21 protein-coding genes are annotated in these 18,548 nt (G+C 48.8%); 6 read left to right on the top strand and 15 right to left on the bottom strand.

All coding sequences use genetic code 11. From position 1 onward, the window contains the following. Position 1: 1 nt before the first annotated feature. The 15 genes from pssA to WS_RS02975 form a co-directional block, all read right to left on the bottom strand. Positions 2 to 733: a CDP-diacylglycerol--serine O-phosphatidyltransferase gene (pssA, locus tag WS_RS03045; protein ID WP_011138554.1), complete on the bottom strand. Its 732-nt coding sequence runs from the start codon at positions 731 to 733 to the stop codon at positions 2 to 4. Beyond that, the gene (locus WS_RS03040; protein ID WP_011138553.1) at positions 730 to 1,359 is read right to left on the bottom strand and encodes a phosphatidylserine decarboxylase; all 630 of its coding nucleotides are present in this window, start codon (positions 1,357 to 1,359) and stop codon (positions 730 to 732) included. The genes pssA and WS_RS03040 overlap by 4 nt, the downstream gene beginning before the upstream one ends. Before the next feature lie 24 nt (positions 1,360 to 1,383). Continuing rightward, positions 1,384 to 3,330, bottom strand: a complete 1,947-nt coding sequence (gene ftsH / locus WS_RS03035; protein WP_011138552.1) for an ATP-dependent zinc metalloprotease FtsH — start codon at positions 3,328 to 3,330, stop codon at positions 1,384 to 1,386. A gap of 20 nt (positions 3,331 to 3,350) precedes the next feature. Further along, on the bottom strand, positions 3,351 to 4,178 hold the full coding sequence (locus WS_RS03030) for a 50S ribosomal protein L11 methyltransferase (RefSeq protein ID WP_011138551.1): 828 nt from the start codon (positions 4,176 to 4,178) through the stop codon (positions 3,351 to 3,353). Further along, complete coding sequence (locus tag WS_RS03025) at positions 4,178 to 4,555, bottom strand: chemotaxis response regulator CheY (protein WP_011138550.1); 378 nt, start codon at positions 4,553 to 4,555, stop codon at positions 4,178 to 4,180. Before WS_RS03025 ends, WS_RS03030 begins: the two co-directional genes overlap by 1 nt. A 125-nt stretch (positions 4,556 to 4,680) precedes the next feature. Beyond that, positions 4,681 to 5,403, bottom strand: coding sequence for a 1-(5-phosphoribosyl)-5-[(5-phosphoribosylamino)methylideneamino]imidazole-4-carboxamide isomerase (hisA, locus tag WS_RS03020; protein WP_011138549.1), 723 nt, complete (start codon positions 5,401 to 5,403; stop codon positions 4,681 to 4,683). A gap of 12 nt (positions 5,404 to 5,415) precedes the next feature. Then, positions 5,416 to 6,033 carry an imidazole glycerol phosphate synthase subunit HisH gene (gene hisH, locus WS_RS03015; protein WP_011138548.1) on the bottom strand — a complete coding sequence of 206 codons (618 nt, stop codon included), beginning with the start codon at positions 6,031 to 6,033 and terminating at the stop codon, positions 5,416 to 5,418. Positions 6,034 to 6,035: 2 nt separating this feature from the next. Next, positions 6,036 to 6,941 carry a PDC sensor domain-containing protein gene (locus WS_RS03010; protein ID WP_011138547.1) on the bottom strand — a complete coding sequence of 302 codons (906 nt, stop codon included), beginning with the start codon at positions 6,939 to 6,941 and terminating at the stop codon, positions 6,036 to 6,038. A 9-nt stretch (positions 6,942 to 6,950) separates the two neighbouring features. Continuing rightward, positions 6,951 to 7,742, bottom strand: coding sequence for a 3'-5' exonuclease (locus WS_RS03005; protein ID WP_011138546.1), 792 nt, complete (start codon positions 7,740 to 7,742; stop codon positions 6,951 to 6,953). A 30-nt stretch (positions 7,743 to 7,772) separates the two neighbouring features. Beyond that, positions 7,773 to 8,357: a ComF family protein gene (locus tag WS_RS03000; RefSeq protein ID WP_011138545.1), complete on the bottom strand. Its 585-nt coding sequence runs from the start codon at positions 8,355 to 8,357 to the stop codon at positions 7,773 to 7,775. Between the two features lie 4 nt (positions 8,358 to 8,361). Continuing rightward, positions 8,362 to 8,934 carry a dTMP kinase gene (gene tmk / locus WS_RS02995; RefSeq protein ID WP_011138544.1) on the bottom strand — a complete coding sequence of 191 codons (573 nt, stop codon included), beginning with the start codon at positions 8,932 to 8,934 and terminating at the stop codon, positions 8,362 to 8,364. After that, entirely contained in the window at positions 8,925 to 9,410 is a 486-nt protein-coding gene (gene coaD / locus WS_RS02990; protein ID WP_011138543.1) for a pantetheine-phosphate adenylyltransferase, read from the bottom strand. Before coaD ends, tmk begins: the two co-directional genes overlap by 10 nt. Beyond that, positions 9,410 to 9,940, bottom strand: coding sequence for a UbiX family flavin prenyltransferase (locus tag WS_RS02985; protein WP_011138542.1), 531 nt, complete (start codon positions 9,938 to 9,940; stop codon positions 9,410 to 9,412). The genes coaD and WS_RS02985 overlap by 1 nt, the downstream gene beginning before the upstream one ends. Continuing rightward, positions 9,937 to 10,830, bottom strand: a complete 894-nt coding sequence (flgA, locus tag WS_RS02980; protein WP_269470908.1) for a flagellar basal body P-ring formation chaperone FlgA — start codon at positions 10,828 to 10,830, stop codon at positions 9,937 to 9,939. The genes WS_RS02985 and flgA overlap by 4 nt, the downstream gene beginning before the upstream one ends. 62 nt (positions 10,831 to 10,892) lie before the next feature. Next, the gene (locus WS_RS02975; protein ID WP_011138540.1) at positions 10,893 to 13,466 is read right to left on the bottom strand and encodes an ATP-dependent Clp protease ATP-binding subunit; all 2,574 of its coding nucleotides are present in this window, start codon (positions 13,464 to 13,466) and stop codon (positions 10,893 to 10,895) included. A 208-nt stretch (positions 13,467 to 13,674) separates the two neighbouring features. On the opposite strand from WS_RS02975, the gene WS_RS02970 reads away from it, so the two are divergent. From WS_RS02970 to WS_RS02945, 6 genes are read left to right on the top strand one after another with little or no spacing between them, the layout of a single operon-like run. Beyond that, positions 13,675 to 14,994: a S41 family peptidase gene (locus WS_RS02970; protein ID WP_011138539.1), complete on the top strand. Its 1,320-nt coding sequence runs from the start codon at positions 13,675 to 13,677 to the stop codon at positions 14,992 to 14,994. Positions 14,995 to 15,020: 26 nt separating this feature from the next. Beyond that, on the top strand, positions 15,021 to 15,731 hold the full coding sequence (gene purC / locus WS_RS02965) for a phosphoribosylaminoimidazolesuccinocarboxamide synthase (RefSeq protein WP_011138538.1): 711 nt from the start codon (positions 15,021 to 15,023) through the stop codon (positions 15,729 to 15,731). Between the two features lie 16 nt (positions 15,732 to 15,747). Next, positions 15,748 to 15,990: a phosphoribosylformylglycinamidine synthase subunit PurS gene (purS, locus tag WS_RS02960; protein WP_011138537.1), complete on the top strand. Its 243-nt coding sequence runs from the start codon at positions 15,748 to 15,750 to the stop codon at positions 15,988 to 15,990. Next, positions 15,987 to 16,643, top strand: coding sequence for a phosphoribosylformylglycinamidine synthase subunit PurQ (gene purQ / locus WS_RS02955; RefSeq protein WP_011138536.1), 657 nt, complete (start codon positions 15,987 to 15,989; stop codon positions 16,641 to 16,643). Before purS ends, purQ begins: the two co-directional genes overlap by 4 nt. Further along, positions 16,637 to 17,809, top strand: coding sequence for a hypothetical protein (locus WS_RS02950; RefSeq protein WP_011138535.1), 1,173 nt, complete (start codon positions 16,637 to 16,639; stop codon positions 17,807 to 17,809). Before purQ ends, WS_RS02950 begins: the two co-directional genes overlap by 7 nt. Next, complete coding sequence (locus WS_RS02945; protein ID WP_011138534.1) at positions 17,796 to 18,485, top strand: lysophospholipid acyltransferase family protein; 690 nt, start codon at positions 17,796 to 17,798, stop codon at positions 18,483 to 18,485. The genes WS_RS02950 and WS_RS02945 overlap by 14 nt, the downstream gene beginning before the upstream one ends. Positions 18,486 to 18,548 lie beyond the last annotated feature (63 nt).

The raw sequence follows: 18,548 nt of genomic DNA, 5'->3' as shown, positions 1-18,548 counted from the left end.
TCTATGAAGCAGTGCCATCCCCATGATGGCGAATTTTGAATTTAAAGAAAAAATAGAGCGCCCGTCCCAATCCAAAAAGGATATAAGAGGTGATGAGAATCGTGATTCCTTCCATGGGATAGAGATAGACAAGTGCCAAAAGCATCATTAAAAGCACGATCGCTTTCTTGAAATTGACCTCGCTTTTGTCCATCTTTTTAAAACTCGGATATCGGACATTGCTCACCATCAAAATCGCTACGCCAAGGGTCATCGCCAAAATCACATAGCCAAAGCGATCAAACATAGAGTAGTTGATCTGCATCAAAATCCACGAAACCACAAAAACCGCAGCCGATGGAATCGGAAGCCCGATAAAAACATTGGGTTCAGCATTGGAAGTGGAGACATTAAAACGCGCTAAGCGGATGGCGCCAAAGACCACATAAAGTCCTGAGACCATGATTCCAAATTTGCCAAAATATTGCCCCAAATAAAAGTAGAGAACCATCGCTGGAGCCACTCCAAAGGCCACCACATCCGCCAAAGAATCAAACTCGATTCCAAATTTGCTGGTGGTGCCCGTGAGTCTTGCCACCCTCCCATCCAATCCATCAAAAATCATCGCCAACATAATTAGCCAACATGCCAACTCAAAACGCCCTTTAAAGGCATAGGCCATGCTCAGAATTCCTAGATAAACGCTCGCACCCGTAAAGAGATTGGGCAAGATATAGAGGGGGTTGATTTTCATAAAGGAAAGCTTCCTAGAAGCGTCTCGCCTCCCTTGATCGTATCGCCCTCACACACCTTAAGGCTCACACTAGAGGGCAAAACCATCTCTAAGTGCCCATGCTTGAAAAAGCCCACGCGTGCGCCTTGAGTTATTTTAGAATCGGGCTTGGGGTAGAGATAGAGATTCTCCTCAAAAAGCACGGGGGAAAATCGCATCAACAGAGCGCCCCATCGCGACTGCACCCCTAGCTCTCCGCGAGCATAAATTCCTTCGCGAACACTCTTCTCGATCCTTAGAGGTCGCAATCCCTCTCTCGTCTCATTAAGCGTGATGAGCCCCTCTAAGGGCATACGAAGAATTCCCACCATGCAAAGAGGCGAATGAATCGTCACCACGCAAGCATCATCGCGCTTCTCAATCTTCTTCACCACCCCATCCACAGGGGCTAGCAGCAGATTCTCTCCTGTTTCATCAGGGATTCGCTCGGGATTATAGTAGCTAAGCAGGCTTGAACCTAAAAGCACCAAAAAGAGAAACGCCGCAAAGTTCCATTCCAAGGCCAAGAAAAAGAGGGTCAAGAATCCAAACACCCCCAGCCAAATCCATCCCTCTTTGGCGATGATCTGTGTCGTGGTCTGCTTCATGGAAGCCTCCTTTTTATGTTGGATTTAATCAAGCTCGCTCTCTAGAGGAACCAGTCGCGTCTCCATACCGTTTTCCTCTTCGAAGCTTCGGATGATCTCTCTCACCCTCACTCCATCAATCGTCTCTTTGTCAAAAAGCTCCTTGACCGTTGTCTCGATCGCCCCTTTGTAGGACTCCAAGCTCTTTTTGACCGCTTCATAGCGCTCACTCAAAGAGGCCTTCACAAACGCATCCACCTCTTGAGCGGTCTTGTCGCTAAACTCTCTAGAGGAGCCCATGCCACCGCCAAGAAAGACATTTTTCTGCTTCTCTAGCACCATCAGTCCAACCACATCCGTCATCCCATAATAGCTCACCATTGCCTTGATGATATCCGTGGCTCGCTCTAGGTCGTTGCTTGCGCCTGTAGATATCTCTCCAATAAAGACCTCTTCAGCCGCCCTTCCACCAAGAAGCACATCCACTTCAGCGATGAGCTCATGCTTTTGCATGAGGTATTTATTCTCTTCAGGCGTATTGAGCGTATAGCCAAGGGCTGCTAGCCCGCGAGGGATGATGGAGACCTTGCTGACGCGTTTCGCCCCTTTGGTAATCTCTGCTAGGAGAGCGTGTCCACTCTCATGATAGGCAACAATTCTTTTCTCTTTGGGGGAGATTCGGCGGGACTTCTTCTCTAGTCCTGCGATTCCTCGCTCAACCGCCTCTCTGAAGTCACTCTGCTGAACCTCTTTTTTGTTGGCTCGCCCCGCCAAGAGCGCCGCTTCATTGACGATATTGGCCAAATCCGCCCCCGCTAGCCCCGCTGTGAGGCGCGCAATCTCATAGAGATCCACGTCTCGAGCAATTTTGATGCTCTGAATATGCACTTTCAAAATCTCTACTCGCCCATTGTAATCGGGCTTATCGACCAAAACCTGTCGATCAAATCGTCCAGGTCGAAGCAGCGCAGGATCAAGCACTTCAGGTCGGTTGGTCGCAGCCAATACAATCACAGGCGAAGAATCAGAGCTAAAACCATCCATTTCAGCCAGAAGCTGATTAAGCGTCTGCTCTCTCTCGTCATTCCCGCTGATCATTCCACCCGCAGCACGGCTCTTACCGATCGCATCAATCTCATCAATAAAAATGATAGAGGGAGACTCTTTTTTGGCAGTCTCAAAAAGATCTCTCACTCGACTGGCTCCTACGCCCACAAACATCTCAATAAAGCTGCTTCCGCTCACTGAGAAGAAAGGCACGCTCGCCTCGCCTGCAACGGCCTTAGCCAAAAGCGTCTTTCCGGTTCCAGGAGGGCCCACCAAAAGCACTCCTTTGGGAATTTTGGCTCCAAGGTTGAGATATCGGTCGGGATTTTTGAGAAAATCCACGATCTCCACCACCTCATCCTTGGCTTCATCATTACCCGCCATGTCATCAAATTTCACCTTGGGCTTCTCGGAGTTCACAAGTTTTTTGGAACTGCCCATGCCAAGGATTCCTCCACCCATGTTTTTCTGCATCCTAGAGGCGAGGAACATCCATAGGGCGAAGAATATAAAGACAGGGAGAATCCAGCCAAAGAGCATATCAGTGAACCAATTGCCCTCCGTGTAGCCGCTATACTCGACCTCATGCTTATCTAATAAAGGAATCAAAGTGTCATCGGGTGTGACGCGTTTCACATTGTAGATAGTCTTAACGCCATTTTTATCCGAAACCGCCTTGATCACTCCCTGTCCAATGGCGACAAAATTGACCTCTTTATTTTCGATCAATTTCTTGAGTTCAAAGTAGTTCACACTTTTATTGATGGTGCTTCCACCGAGCTTCCCTCCAAGCCCCTCGCCTCCCTCTCCCTCAGGAGAGAGGGATTTAAAGAGGAGAATCGCCACGATAGAGAAGATGGCAAAAAGCATCAAAGGATTTTGATTAAAGAAGTTCGGGTTCTTGTCGGGTTGATTTTTATTATTATTAGGTTGATTGGAGGCCATAGAAAAGTTCCTTGGTCAAATTAGTTCTTGCGTAGTTGAAGCGTCACCCACTCCTCACAAAGGAGCTCTTTTTCAAGGGTGAAACCACCAAATTTCCGTAAAACATCCTCTTTATAAGGCCCAAGAATCCCTGAGAGAATCAATCGCGCCCCAGGTTTAAGCCTCTCTTTGAGCCAAGGCGAAAGCATAATGAGGATCGCGGCTAAAATATTGGCGATAATGAGATCATATTCACCTTCTGCATCACCAACAGAGCCGATCCATACTTTAGAGGCGATAACTTGATTGAGGGAGGCGTTTTTGAGCGCTTCGCCTACGGCGAGCTCGTCGGTGTCGCACATCTCCACGATTGCCCCTTTTTTAGCGCTAGCAATGGCCAAGATTCCGCTCCCACAACCCACATCTAGCACTCTTTTACCCTCCAGCTCAAGTGCTCCCAAACACGCAAGGCAACCGTTTGTGGTGCCATGATGTCCCGAGCCAAATGCCAACGCTGGATCAATCAGAAGATCAATCAAGTCGGGCTTAGGAGGATGCCACGAGGGACGAACATAAAAGGGGGCGCACTCAATGGGCTGGATGGATTGTCGATAGCGTTCAATCCAATCCTCATTGCGCTTCCAAGTCAATGAGTGGGAGAAATTCACCTCCTCTGACACACGCGCTGAGAGGGTTTGGCAAAACTCTTGCAAAGCTTCAATCAACCAAGAGAGGTCTTGATCGCTTCGAACAATGATTGAATTTCCCTCCTCTTCGATTCCCTCTCCTGTAGCCTCAAGGAGAAAGTCGGAGAAGAGCTCTAAATAGGAGCTGGGAGAGAGTGTTAATTCGTGGTAGAACTCCCCCATCAGGCCTCGTTGATTCCTAAAACTGCCTCAAGCTTATCCTTGAGGACCTGGGGAGTGAAAGGCTTAACAATATAGTTGTTCACGCCCGCTTTAAGAGCAGTGATGACTTCGGCTTTGCCCCCTTCAGTCGTGACCATAATAATGGGAATATCGACGAAACGCTTATCGGCTCGAACTTTTTTAACAAGCTCTAGACCGTTCATCTCTGGCATATTCCAGTCGGTGATGAGGACTTTGATATCCGCGTTAGCGTCCATCTGATCCCATCCCTCCACGCCATTTTCGCCCTCTAAAACATCGTTATAACCGAGGCGTGATAGTGTGTTCTTTATAATTCTTCTCATAGTAGAGCTGTCATCAACTACCAGCAGTTTCAATTGCGCTCCTTTTGAAATGGTTCCTTGTCTTTCAAGGGGCCTAGCCCGTTTGTCGTTCCTTGGTCAAATCATAACACAAAATTCCAGCGCGCACGCGTGGATTTGCCATTTTATCAAAATTTTCATTAATTCAGACACCCCGAGAGTCTCTTATAAAGCGTACCTAAGTCAATCCTTCCTTCATAAAAGGCTTTACCTACAATGACACCATCCACCCCTTTGGCTTGTGCCAAAAGAGGAATCTCCTCTTCTGATGCAAGTCCGCCGCTTGCGATCGTGTAGTGACCTGACGCCTCGGCGATGGCTTGCGTGAACTCCCTATTGATTCCCTCCAAAGTGCCATCTTTGGAGATATCGGTGCAGATAATCGCATCCAAGGGAACTTCACGAAAAAGAGCGGCTAACTCCGTGGCTTTAACTTTGCCCGTCTCCGCCCATCCTTCGGCTGCAACATATCCCTCTTTGGCATCGATTCCCACGGCAATTTTGTAGCGACTCGCCATCTCTTTGACAAACTCGGGGTTTTTCATCGCCACCGAACCAAGGATGATTCGATCCACCCCCAGCTCCACATATCTCTTAATCGTCGCTTCATCGCGAATCCCCCCGCCTAATTCGATTTTCAGATTGCAAGATTCTCGAATCTTACGAATTGATTCCAGATTTTTTGGTTCACCCGCAAACGCTCCGTTTAGATCTACAATATGTAGCCACTTCGCCCCTAGTTCTTCAAAACTTTTCGCCAAGCGCCAAGGCTCATCGCTATAAATCTTCGCACTCTCCATCAAGCCTTTGGTGAGCCGCACCGCCTGCCCCTCTTTTAAATCAATCGCGGGAATAATCTCCAATCTCTCTCCTTCTTACCCAATTTCACAAAAATTCTTCAATATCCTAAGCCCCACATCATGGCTCTTTTCGGGGTGAGGCTGGAAGCCTGCCACATTATCGCGCTCTATGGCGCTCACAAAAGGATAGCCATAAACGCTCTCTCCCAGCACATCCTCCTCCCTCTTGGCCACCGCATGAAAACTATGCACATAGTAGAGATAAAACCCCTCCTCCAAGCCCTTTAAAAGCGGACTTTTCTTTTTAGCATAGAAGCGATTCCATCCCATTTGAGGGATTTTATACCCCTCTCCCATACGCGTTTTATCAAAAGGGATAATCTCTCCCTCTAAAAGCCCTAGTCCCGCGTGCTCGCCAAACTCATAGCTCTTCTCAAAAAGGAGTTGCATTCCAAGGCAGATTCCAAGGAGGGGTTTACCGCTCTTGGCAAACTCCAGCACTGCCTCTTTCATACCGCTTTGAACAAGATGCTCCATCGCATCGCCAAATGCCCCCACACCCGGCAAAATCAGCCGATCATACTCCAAGAGGCGCGAAGGTTCTTTTTCGATCTGCGCCTTGGCTCCCACTTTCACAAGAGCGTTTAAAACACTGGCAAGATTCCCAATGTTGTAATTGACAATTCCGACCATTTCTATTTTTCTCCCGCGGCGTAGGCGAAACGAATATAGACCGAAAGTCCCACTAAAAGCATCGTCACCCCTCCGATGAGATAAACGGCGTAGATGATCTTATCGGGCTCAATAATGGTGAACTTAAAGACCAGCATCAGCGCCTCAATCGAGATCGCAATGATGATGGAGCCAAGGAATCGAATCATTGTATGGTGCACGGCCTTGGAGGCATCTCCTTTGCTGCGCCCCAAAACCTCCTCTTCAAAAATCGCCTTAACCAGATCAAAGATGGCTAAAGCGAGCGTGAGAAGAATCGTCGCCTCAAAGACCTCTTTAATATCAAGGTTGTTGAAGTGAAGCACCGCGTGATACATACTCAAGATTCCCTTGATAAAGAGCAAAAAGGCCACCGCCATTAGCATCACCGAGAGCAAAAAATAGACGCTCTGGCTAAAACCCCCAAACATTCTAGAGAGCGGCGTAGGGCGCGATAAAAGAAGGGCTTGCTCGATTCTCATATCCATACAGACGACATAACAGAGCTCACCCTCTTGGTTGTAGAGCGGATAGGCGGCAGTGACGACTAGCTCACCTGAGTTTTGGGTTGGATAGGGGTCGGTAAGGATGCATTTTTTCTCCTTGACCGCGCGATAAAAGTAGGCGCGATCATTGAGGTTGGAGCCTTTGCCTCCATGGATATCAGGATCGTTGGAGATGGCGTCAATCACCTGCTCTCCATTGGCATTGAGCACATAGAGCGCATCAGTGACCCCGATCTCTCCTTGAATCTTGTGCAGCCCCTCGATCACCTTGCTAAGCTCAATATGGGGGAGCTGGTTTTTGATGTTGCGATTAAAAAGATAGCAGGCGTACGCCCGTATCTCGTAACGAAGGTCGTTAAACTGCATAATCTCTTTAGAAAGCATAAGACTCCTTCACGATTCTTTGGCGTCAATCTCTTTTTGGGCGTATTGTAGAAAAATTTCGCTGTAACTTCTCCCTTGGGGAATCTTATGCATAAACTCCGCCAAGGTCGCATAATAATCTTCTAGCGTAAGATTCCCTGCTAAAAGCTCATACTTCAAATAGAGCCAATAGGTGTTGAGCACATCGCTTTGGCAATACTCATCAATCTCCCCGCGCTTTCCCTCAAAATAGAGGCGATAAACCTCATCTCCATGCACATCAAACTTCCCTGGCAAACCGCTCATCGCACAGACTAAATCCAGTCGCATGGAGCGCCCCGCCCCATAATGCCCAAGCGTGTCGTAGAGATCCACATGGAATCGCTCGCTGTAGCGCTGACGATAGTTCTCCCATTTGTTTTTGTTGAGCGCAGGATTATCGCTCTCAAAATAGGCATAAGCACTAAGATTGTATTTCATCGCTCGCAGAAGAAGCATCGGCAGATCGAATCCTCGTCCATTAAAACTCACGAGTTTGGGCTGTTTGGCGTTAAGATAATCCAAAAAGGCTCCCAGAATCTCTTTTTCGCTTCCCTCTTGGGCAAAGCCTCCGACCTTGATAAAACGCCCGTAATCATCCGCAATCACCGCAGCGATGCTCACGATTTTATGGAAGGGATAGGGCAAAAAGGAGCTTCCGCTCTTCTCCTCTTGGATCTTAAACGCCTTCTCGCAAACCTCTAAATCACTTCCTTCTAAGCCCATCTGGAGTCGAAGGAGCTCCACATCAGGAATCGTCTCACAATCAAACACGCACAACATCGCTCTCTCCCTCTGTCTATCAATGATTTTCTAACTCTCCACCAAGCCGCGCGCATCGCTAAGACTCAGCCCAAAAGCCACCTCAACGCCCTCTCTCTCCAAGACCTTTTTGGCCTCCAGCATGGTGCTTCCTGTTGTCACCAAATCATCAATCAGCACCGCTGATTCTATCTTCTTCGAGCCATCAAAACAAAATCCCCTAGGGTTTTGATGGCGAAACTCCAGACTCTTCCCTGCGTATTTCACCGAGTGGGTCGCCCTAAGTGCGCCGATGACGGGCACAATTCCTGCCATTTTGAAAGCGCGAGCAATAATAGCGGTATGCGAGTAGCCCTCTTTGGGCTCATCATCAAGCGCCACCCCAGAGAGCCCAAGCCCCTTAAGTTCTCTATGGCTAGCCAAATAGAGTGCCGCTTTTTGAGCCAAAAGAGCCATCACCTTGCTGCCTATGGGTGCGTATTTGCTATGGAGGCACTCTCGCACCTCATCAAAATCATAAAAGCTATAGACGACCAATCCGCCCAAGTCACGCTTTTGCGGGGTGATCTTGAGCCACTCTAGGCAAGAAGGGCAGAGCACCTTCCATGACCATTTTCCGCACAGAAGGCACTTCATCTCCCTATCCCTTTAGGACAAATCCAGAGACAATCCTCCCATGAATCTCCTCAGGCGAAAGGGAGGCAGAGAGCGTGAGGGAGGGAATACCTAAAAGAGCGGTCATCTGTTTAATTCGCTCTTGAAGCTCTAAAAGATACTCCACCCCCCTTGATTCGATGGAATCGTGGCTCTTTTGGGAGAGGCGATAGGAGAGCTCCTTGGCGGTGAGCTCCAAAATCACCACTTTATCGGGCACGATTCCCTCGGTCGCAAAGAGATTGAGGCTTTTAAGCCAAAGTTCATCCCACCCCTTCGCATAGGCCATCCCAGAGATGAGACTGCGGTCAGAGAAGAGGAGCTTATCTAAAGCGGGTTTGATGACAAGCTCCATATGCTCAGCCCGATCCGCCAAAAAGAGGAGGAGCTCCGCTTTGGCGCTTTTTGCCTCTCCTCCTAGCAAAAGCTCTCGAAGTTTCATTCCAAGGGCAGTGCCTCCAGGCTCCTTGGTGAAAATCGCCCCAGGGAATCGCCTCTTTAATAGGGCGATTTGAGTGCTTTTACCGCAGGTATCCACTCCCTCAATGGCTACATACATGAGCGCCTCTTTTGAATATATTCACACACCACAGGGGGCACCAGATGGGAGATTTTCCCTTTATGGAGAAGAATGGAGCGAATCACCGAGGAGCTGATGAAGGCATTTTGGAGGCTTGGCATGAGATAGATCGTCTCTAGGGCTGGATTGAGCGAGGCGTTGGCGTATCCCATCTGAAGCTCATACTCAAAGTCGCTCACCGCTCTAAGTCCCCGCACAAGGATGCACGCTCCACGCTCTTGGGCAAAATCAGCCAGTAGCGTGTCAAACGATTCCACGCGCACACTAGGGCACTCCCTGGTTGCAAGCCTCAGCATCTCTTCACGCTCACTCAAGGGGAACATCGGCTCTTTCGTGGCAGACTTGGCCACGGCCACAATAAGCGTATCAAAAATCATGCTCGCTCGGCGGATAATATCCATGTGTCCATTAGTGAGAGGGTCGAATGTGCCGGGATAAATTGCGGTTTTGTGCATTATTTCCACCTTTGGTAGAGTTCGTGGGCGATTCCTAGGCCATCAAGCCACTTGCCCACCCAAAAATCTTCCATCATCTCTAGCGTCTCAATCCCTGCATAATAGCCTGCCACAGGCGGAGAGATCATCACGCCAAGGCGCGAGAGCTTGAGCATATTTTCCAGCATGATCGCGCCAAAGGGCATCTCTCTGGGGGCAAGGAGCAGGCGCTTTTGCTCTTTGAGCATCACGCTTGCCGCTCTTGTAGTGAGATTGTCGGCGATTCCATGGGCAATCTTGGCGAGTGTGTTCAGACTACAAGGCACAATCGCCATCGCATCGCATCCAAAGGAACCTGAGGCAATACACGCCCCAATGTCGCTATCCTCTAGCGCCCTAAAGTCGCGCCTCACCCCTTCTCTTTGGGCCACTACAAAAGCCCCCTCTGTGGCCACCACAAAGAGCTCAATCTCTTTAGGGATGGCCTCGATGAGCTTCCAGCCCAGCTCGATTCCACTTGCACCGCTTAGGGCAACCGTAAGCTTTTTCATTCAATGATGGCCGTCATAGGGTCGATAATCTTCACGTCATAACTCTTTTTATTTTTTTCATTCCGCACCCGAATCTTACTGCCCACCGCGCCCTCTTGCTGAGCTGTGGCAGAAAACTCCAAACTCACCGCACCCTCTTGGATGCGAACGCGAATCACATCGCCCCTTCGCACCACAATCTTGGGGATGATTCGATCTTGAGTTAAAAGTGTCTCGGGAGAAGTGTAGGATTTTACCGAAACTTTTCCCACTTGATCTTTGCGCATCCATTCTGAAGTGATTCGTTCAAAAGGAATGCGCTTGATCTCCACGCTTCCGCTATCAAGAACATCGCCTCCTTTAAGGGTCTCTTTGGTGAAAATGGCCTCTAGGGTCGCATCAATTTCATAACGAAAGAAGCTTTTTCTTTTATTCCCTGCCGCATCGCTAAAATAGGCGCTAAAAGTTCCTGTGCTGCGCTTGAGCAGCTTAGAATCAAAATCAATCTCTAAAAGCCGCCATCCCCCTAACTCCACGGAGGTGGTTGGGGAGACCTGCACGCCCCTCACAAGAATCTGATTCTTGGAGTGTTCCTTGACAAAAAGCTCTCCCACGCGCTCTTCTAGCTCACTAAAGTTTCCACTGGAGCTTTTCACAAATTCAATAATGGGGGTTTTGGCCTCGACCTTGATTCCATGCTTTTCAAACTCTTTGACAATCTCACTGCTTCGCACTTTATAAAGACTCAAATCACGCGAAATTTCAAGCACAGGAAAGGTCGGCACGCTAGGAAAGAAGTCGTGAGAGTAGAGGGTGGATTGTTTGAAGGAGTAGCGCGATTCAAGCTTTAAAGAATCACCCAAGAGAGGAAGAGCAAGAAGAGAGAGGAGTATCATTCGTATTCCAAACATCCACGCTCCTCCTTTTTCATCAAAAATTTCAAAGAGGATTCTAGCCAAAGGCGGGAAGCGCGTCAAATGCGCGCTATGATTTTGCCCCCTTGCGCATCAAAAACCACATGGCTTCCCTCAGAGATTTTATCCTCTAAAATCAGCTCCGCAAGCCGATCCTCCACCTCCTCATAGAGCGCTCGCTTTAGGGGTCTAGCCCCATAAACAGGATCAAAGCCGACTTCGGCAATCTGCTCTTTAGCACTTTGGGTGAGCTCTAGCGTGATCTGTCGCTCTTTGAGTTTCTCTCTGATTCCTTCAAACATGATCTCTACAATCTCAACAATCTGCGCCAGCCCTAAAGGATTGAAGATGATAATATCATCAAGGCGATTGAGAAACTCTGGCTTAAAGTAGCGCTTGAGCTCTGCCTTCACCGCGCTTTCACGCCTCTCTTTGTCGCTATTTTCCATGATCTTATCGCTAGCGATATTGGAGGTGAGGATGATAATGGTGTTCCTAAAATCGACCGTCACCCCTTTGTTGTCTGTCAAGCGCCCATCATCAAGCACCTGAAGAAGAATATTAAAGACATCGGGATGTGCTTTTTCGATCTCATCAAAGAGCACCACGCTATAGGGCTTACGGCGAATCGCCTCGGTGAGCTGCCCGCCCTCTTCATAACCCACATATCCAGGCGGTGCTCCAACAAGTCGGCTTGCGGCGTGCTTCTCCATATACTCACTCATATCGATTCTCACCAGATTCTTATCCGAATCAAAGAGGAATTTGGCCAAGGTTTTCGCACTCTGCGTCTTGCCCACGCCCGTGGGACCTAGAAAGAGAAAGCTCCCGATGGGTCGGTTATTCTCAGATAGCCCCGCTTTGTTGCGCTTGATCGCCCTAGCAATCGCATGGAGTGCCTCGTCCTGCCCTACAACATCCTTGCGAAGCTCCTCTTCCACGCCCAAGACCTTCTCTTTCTCGCCTTGGAGCATCTTTTTCACAGGAATTTGTGTCCATCGACTCACAATCCCTGCGATACTCTCTTCGCTTACGGCATTTTTGAGCAGGGTTCCGCTCTCTTGCATTCGATTCCATTGGGTGTTGAGCTCTTTTTCTCGATTCTCCAATTCAGGGATTTTGCCATAATCAATCTCGGCGGCTTTGTTGTAGTCCCCTGAGCGCTTGGCAAGCTCTGATTCTCGCCTTAGCTCATCGGCTTTCGCCTTGATGGAAGCGATCTCGTTAAAAACCGCTTTTTCGTTTTCAAATTGAGCCAACAGCGTGCGCTGACGCTCTTTAGCATTCTCCAACTCGGCTTGAATCTCCTTGATTCTTGCCTCGCTATGGGTGCTCTCTTTCTCCATGAGAAGCGCCTCTTTCTCCACCTCAAGGCGCTGGATTTGGCGCTTGATGAGGCTAAGCTCCGTGGGCTCTGATTCGATTTGCATCTTCAGCTCCGCCGCGGCTTCATCAATGAGGTCAATCGCTTTATCGGGAAGATAGCGATCGGTGATGTATCGGCTAGAGAGCTTGGCGGCGGCCACAAGAGCGCTATCATAGATGGTGACATTATGGTGAGCCTCAAGGCGCTCTTTGATTCCGCGCAAAATCTGAAGCGCCTCGTTGATGGTTGGCTCATTTAAAAAAATAGGCTGGAATCGGCGCTGGAGTGCGGCATCCTTCTCAAAATATTTGCGATACTCCTTGAGCGTTGTCGCCCCGATGGTGTGAAGCTCGCCTCTAGCTAGGGCAGGCTTTAAAATGTTGGCCGCGTCCATACTCCCTTCGCTCGCTCCCGCTCCCACGATGGTGTGAATCTCATCAATAAAGAGAATCACATTTCCCGCCTTTTTGACCTCTTCCACCACTTTTTTGAGTCGATCCTCAAATTCGCCACGATACTTCGCTCCCGCGATGAGCGCACTCATATCCAAAGCCACGACGCGCTTGTTTTGAAGAGAGAGGGGAACCTCTTTGGCTATGATTCTCTGCGCCAATCCTTCCACCACGGCGGTCTTTCCAACGCCTGGCTCTCCTAGGAGAATGGGATTGTTTTTGGTCTTTCGGATGAGGATTTGCATCATGCGCGAAATCTCTTCATCTCGCCCAATCACGGGATCAAGCTTGTTTTCTAGTGCTTTTTGGGTGAGGTCGATTCCATACTTTGCGAGGCTCTCTAGATTCTCATCATCCGTTGCGCTCTCAATTTTGGCTCCTCCGCGAATCGATTCTAGATTCTTTTTGAGCTCATTCACATCCAAATATTTGGAGAATAGTGATTTAAGCGGCTCTTCTTTGAGGTTAGCCAAAAGCCAAGTGTCCACCGCAATAAACTTATCGCCCCCCTTCACTCCAAGCGCCTCGGCTTGAGTCAAAGAATCGGCGAGCCGCTTGGAAATTTTGATGTTCTCCTTGGTGAGCGAAGAGCTCTGAGGGAGTCGATCCACTAGCGATTTAGCCTCCAGCTCTAGGGCGCTTTTGTCCACTCCCATCTTGTTGAGGGCCTGATTAAGAATCGAGGTGGAGTTGATGAGCAATGCCCACGCCATATGGGGCAAGTCCACCTCAGGATTTTTAGCGTGCAGAGCGAGCGAGAGCGCCTGCTCTAAGGTCTCTCGGAGTTGATGAGTCATTTTTTCAAACGCATTCATAAAGCTCTCCTTGGGTTCAAATTTGTAACTATCGGCATTATATATCTTTAGTCAATCATTGTCAAGTTTAGTCATGCTCTATGGCTAATGGTTAAAAGGCTTCCTATTATCCCCGTTTCAGTCAAAACTAGGTAGCATTACACCCAAAATTTTCGTCCTTTCAAGCGATGCCCAAACGCTTCAAAAAATTCAAAAACATAGGCAGGAAATGAGCAAGACTAAATACGCATTGACCGGATTTGGCGCCACCGTTTTATCCCTCTCCCTTCTCTTCTCTTCTAGCTTCGCCCAAAGCCCCAGCGAGAGCCAATCGAGGCTTGAGGCTTACAACAAGCTCCGCAAGGTGATTGGAACCGTTGAAAACTATTATGTCGATGAGGTGACCATCAATGAGATCATCAACAAGGCAATCGATGGCCTTCTCTCCAATCTAGACGCTCACTCCTCCTATCTAAACGAGAAGAAATATGAGGAGCTCAAAGTCCAGACCGATGGAGAATTTGGCGGTGTTGGAATCACTATTAGCATGAAGGATGGGGCGCTCACCATCATCTCCCCCATCGAGGACACGCCAGGAGATAAGGCAGGTCTTAAAAGCGGGGATATTATCCTAAAGATTGACGACAAGAGCACCCTCAACATGACCATTGATGACGCCATCAATCTCATGCGGGGCAAACCCAAGACGAAGGTGAAGCTCACCATTGTGCGCAAAAATGAGCCCAAACCCTTTGTTGTGGATATCATCCGAGATGTGATCAAAGTGGAATCTGTCTATGCTAAGCGAATCGAGAATAGCGAAATGCTCTATGTTCGCGTCACCTCTTTTGACAAAAAAGTAGGCAAGCGAGTCGCCGAGGAGCTCAAGAAAGCCTCTTGGGCTAAGGGCGTGGTGCTTGACCTCAGAAACAACCCCGGCGGGCTTCTTAACCAAGCGGTTGAGCTCACCGACCTTTTCATCAACGAAGGGGTGATCGTCTCCCAAAAAGGTCGAATCTCTAGCGAAGACGCAGAGTTTAAGGCAAGCAAAAATAGCCCCTTTGCGCAGATTCCCCTAGCCGTGCTCATCAACAATGGAAGTGCAAGTGCAAGCGAGATTGTCGCGGGCGCCCTGCAAGATCATAAGCGAGCGATTCTAGTCGGCGAAAACACCTTTGGAAAAGGAAGCGTTCAGGTGGTGCTCCCCTTGGATAAAAACGAAGGGTTGCGGCTCACCATCGCTCGATACTACCTCCCCAGTGGACGCACGATCCAAGCCCTTGGAATCACCCCTGATCTCATCGTCCACCCAGGTGTCGCCCCTCGAGAGAAAAAGGATGATTTCAGTATCAAAGAATCAGAGCTCAAACAACACCTGGAGAATGAACTAGAAAAGATTGGCGACAAGAAAGAGGTCAAGAAAGAGGTCAAAAGCGATGAGGACAACAAAAGTGTCATCAGCGAAGAGAATCTCTGGAATGATATTCAGCTCAAAAGCGCCATGGATGCCCTCAAAACATGGAGCATCATCAATCCCGCCAAAAAATAACCCCCTCACAAGGAGCCAAAACGAACATGGAAAAAGCGTCAATGATTTACGAAGGAAAAGGCAAGAAACTCTACAATACCTCTCACCCTGATCAGGTGGTCGCTGAGTTCAAAGATGACCTCACCGCCTTTAACGCCGAGAAAAAAGGAAACGAAGCAGGAAAGGGGGCACTCAACTGCCAAATTAGCACCGAGATCTTCAAGCTGCTAGAGGCTGAGGGAATCAAAACACATTTCATCAAACAGCTTGATGAAAAAAATATGCTATGCAAGCGTGTCAGCATCATCCCTATTGAGGTGGTGACTCGAAATATTGCTACGGGCTCTCTCAGTAAACGCCTTGGAATCAAAGAAGGAAGCGTCCTCCCTTTTAGCCTCGTGGAGTTCTACTATAAAGATGACGCCCTTGGTGACCCTATCATGAACGATGAACACGCAATTTTGCTCAAGTGCGTCAACAGCCAAGAGGAGCTTGAATTCCTCAAAGAGACCGCTAGAGAGATCAACGAGATTCTTCGCTCCTTTTTTGATAGCAAGGGACTTAACCTCGTCGATTTCAAACTCGAATTTGGAAAAGATATCGAAGGCAACATCTTGCTAGCCGATGAGATCAGCCCTGATAGCTGCCGATTTTGGGACAAAAAGACCAATGAAAAGCTAGATAAAGACCGCTTCAGGCAAGATCTTGGAAATGTCAAGATGGCGTATGAAGAAGTCCTAAGACGAATCCTAAACTAATCCCCCAAGGAATCCCATGACTGCCAAAATCACCGTTTCGCTCAAACCCGGAGTCCTCGACCCCCAAGCCAAAGCCATCGGCCACGCCCTTGAGGTGCTTGGCTTTGAGGGTATTCAAGAGACCGTTGTAGGCAAAATCATCACCCTCAAACTCGCTGAGAGTGACGCGATTAAAGCCAAAGAGTCGGTCACGCAAATGTGCGAGACACTCCTAGCCAACACCGTCATTGAAAACTACCAAATCGAGCTTCTTCCATGAGCATCGCCGTTCTTCGATTCCCTGGAACCAACTGCGAATTTGATATGCTTCACAGCTTCAAGCTCCTTGGCGTGGAATCTCACCTAGTCTGGCACCAAGAAAAGGAGCTCCCCAAAGGGACGCACCTCGTGGTGATTCCTGGTGGCTTTAGCTATGGGGATTACCTAAGAAGCGGGGCAATCGCTCGATTCTCTCCCATCATGCAAGCCGTCATTCGCTACGCCAAAGAGGGAGGCAAGGTGCTTGGAATCTGCAATGGCTTCCAAATTCTTGTGGAATCAGGTCTCTTGCCCGGCGCTCTTAGACGAAATGAAAATCTTCACTTTGTCTCCAAATTCCAAAAACTTGCCGTAGTCTCGAACAACAACCCCTTCCTTCGAGAATACGCAGTGAGTGAGACGCTCAATATCCCTATCGCGCACGCCGATGGAAATTACTTTATTGATGCGAAGGGATTAGAAGAGCTCAAAGAGAATGATCAGATTCTCCTCACCTACCAAGGCGAAAACCCCAATGGCTCCATCGAATCCATTGCAGGAGTTTGCAACAAAGAGAAAAGCGTCTTTGGACTCATGCCTCATCCTGAGCGCGCCATGGAGCCCCTCCTTGGAAGCGTGGATGGAGCTAGGATGCTTCGAGGCTTGGCTTGCTAAAACCACTCTTTTTTGCCCTATCACTCCTTGTGGGAGTGATAGGATGGGCGGAAGAGCCCATGCTTTTTCCCACTCAATCCCCCTCAGCACTCTCCCCTAGTGAGAGTCCCTCTACGCCCAAAAGCGAAGAAGTTGAGCCCAGCGAACCTCCCTTGGTGTTTCAACGCCCCAAAAGCGTCTATCTTAATATGATGGACTTCCCCACGCGCACCCTCTACCAGCGTGAGATTGTCCATGCCACCTACCGCCTTTTGGTGCTTGCAAACCTCCAATCCCTCAAAACGGACTTCCTTGGTGGAGACGGGAGCGTGGGCGTGCTCAACCCCAACTCTCCTTGGAAAAAAGAGGCGGATGGTTCTTTTAGCAACACCTTCTATTTCAAAATCCAAGCCCAGAGCTTCACTATCCCTAAAATTCGGGTGAGTGCCGAGGTGAATGGCTACACTGATAGCGACGAATCCGAAGGTCGGAGCGGCAAGGCTATCGTGCTTGACCGTAACGCCCTCTTCTCCAAAGTCATCGCCAAAGAGCTGAGAATCACCGACTATAAAATCACTAGCTATGACAACGAAAACAACCTCGCCGTCTTTCGAATTGAAGCTGAAAACTCCAATTTAGAGGACTTCTCACTTCCTTATTACAAAAAACAGGGAGTGGAGAGCTCCAGCTTCTCCCCCCAACTCTCCTCCATGATCTATTATGTGATTTTGCCCAAGAGCGAGGAGAGCATTGAATTTGACTATTTTGCCTCTAGCGACTATCAATACCGCCGCCTCTCCCTTCCCAACATTGCTGTGGATGAGAAGGTGAGCACCCAAAGCGACATCAAGCCTAAAAACAATCTGCGCATTTTTGAGCTCTCCCTTTTGGGTATGGGGATTCTTCTTTTTGCGGGGCTCTACCTCTATCGTCGCCATATTCTCTTCTTGCTCATCGCCTTTGCCCTGCTAGGCTATGGGATCTACTCCCTCTCCGCTAAAGACGAGGGCTACCTCAAGCCCGAAGCCGAAGTAAGGATTCTTCCCACTTACAACTCCACGGTGATTTTGCGTCCTGAGTCTCGACTCAAAATCGAAATCCTCAGTGAACACAACGGCTACTTTAAAATCATCTCTGAAGATGAGAAGATCGGTTGGGTGAGAAAGGAAGAGGTTGAAAAAAATTAGAGGGTTGCTCGCATTTGCCTTCATCCTTTTGGTGATTCCCTTTATGATTGCTCTCCTCTACCTCCGTCCCGCCAAGGGGCGCGCCATACGTCAAGCTTGCGCCAAGCTCTTTGTCCGATTCCTTGGGCTTAGGGTGGATCTCGTAGGAGAGCTTGACCCAAGCGCTAAAATGATCATGCTCAACCACCAAAGCTTCCTTGATGTGATTTTCATGGAGGCGATTCACCCCAAAGACCTCTGTTGGATCGCCAAAAAAGAGCTTGGGAAAACCCCGCTTTATGGTCATGCCCTCAAAGCCCCGCGGATGATTCTCATCAATAGAGAGGACAAAAAGGGACTACTTTTTCTTCTCAAAGAGACTAAAGAGCGCCTAGAGAAGAATCGAGTCCTTGCGATCTTCCCCGAGGGGACAAGAAGCAAAGGGGGCGAGCGTTTTTTACCTTTTAAAAGTGGTGCTAAGGTGCTCGCTGAAAAGTTCCATCTTCCCATCCAGCCCATCGTGGTGGTGGGAACGCGCTCTATCTTTGACCTAGCCAAGCTTAGTGTGGGAGGTGGCAAGGCACGCTTTATCGCTCTGCCCACTAGATCACCCCTCTCCTCCCCTTCATGGTATGAGGAGATGAGAGAGGAGATGCAACAACGCTACAAAGAGGAGCTTCTCTCGCTCTCTATTTGATACTTTTCTACACGATAGTCTCCCTATAATCAGCCAATCCATCTCAATATAAAACTTCAAACT

This window comes from Wolinella succinogenes DSM 1740, from assembly GCF_000196135.1.
GTDB classification, from domain to species: Bacteria; Campylobacterota; Campylobacteria; order Campylobacterales; family Helicobacteraceae; genus Wolinella; species Wolinella succinogenes.
The sequence above is the reverse complement of the archived record's forward strand: the minus strand, read 5'-3'. Positions and strand labels throughout refer to the sequence as shown.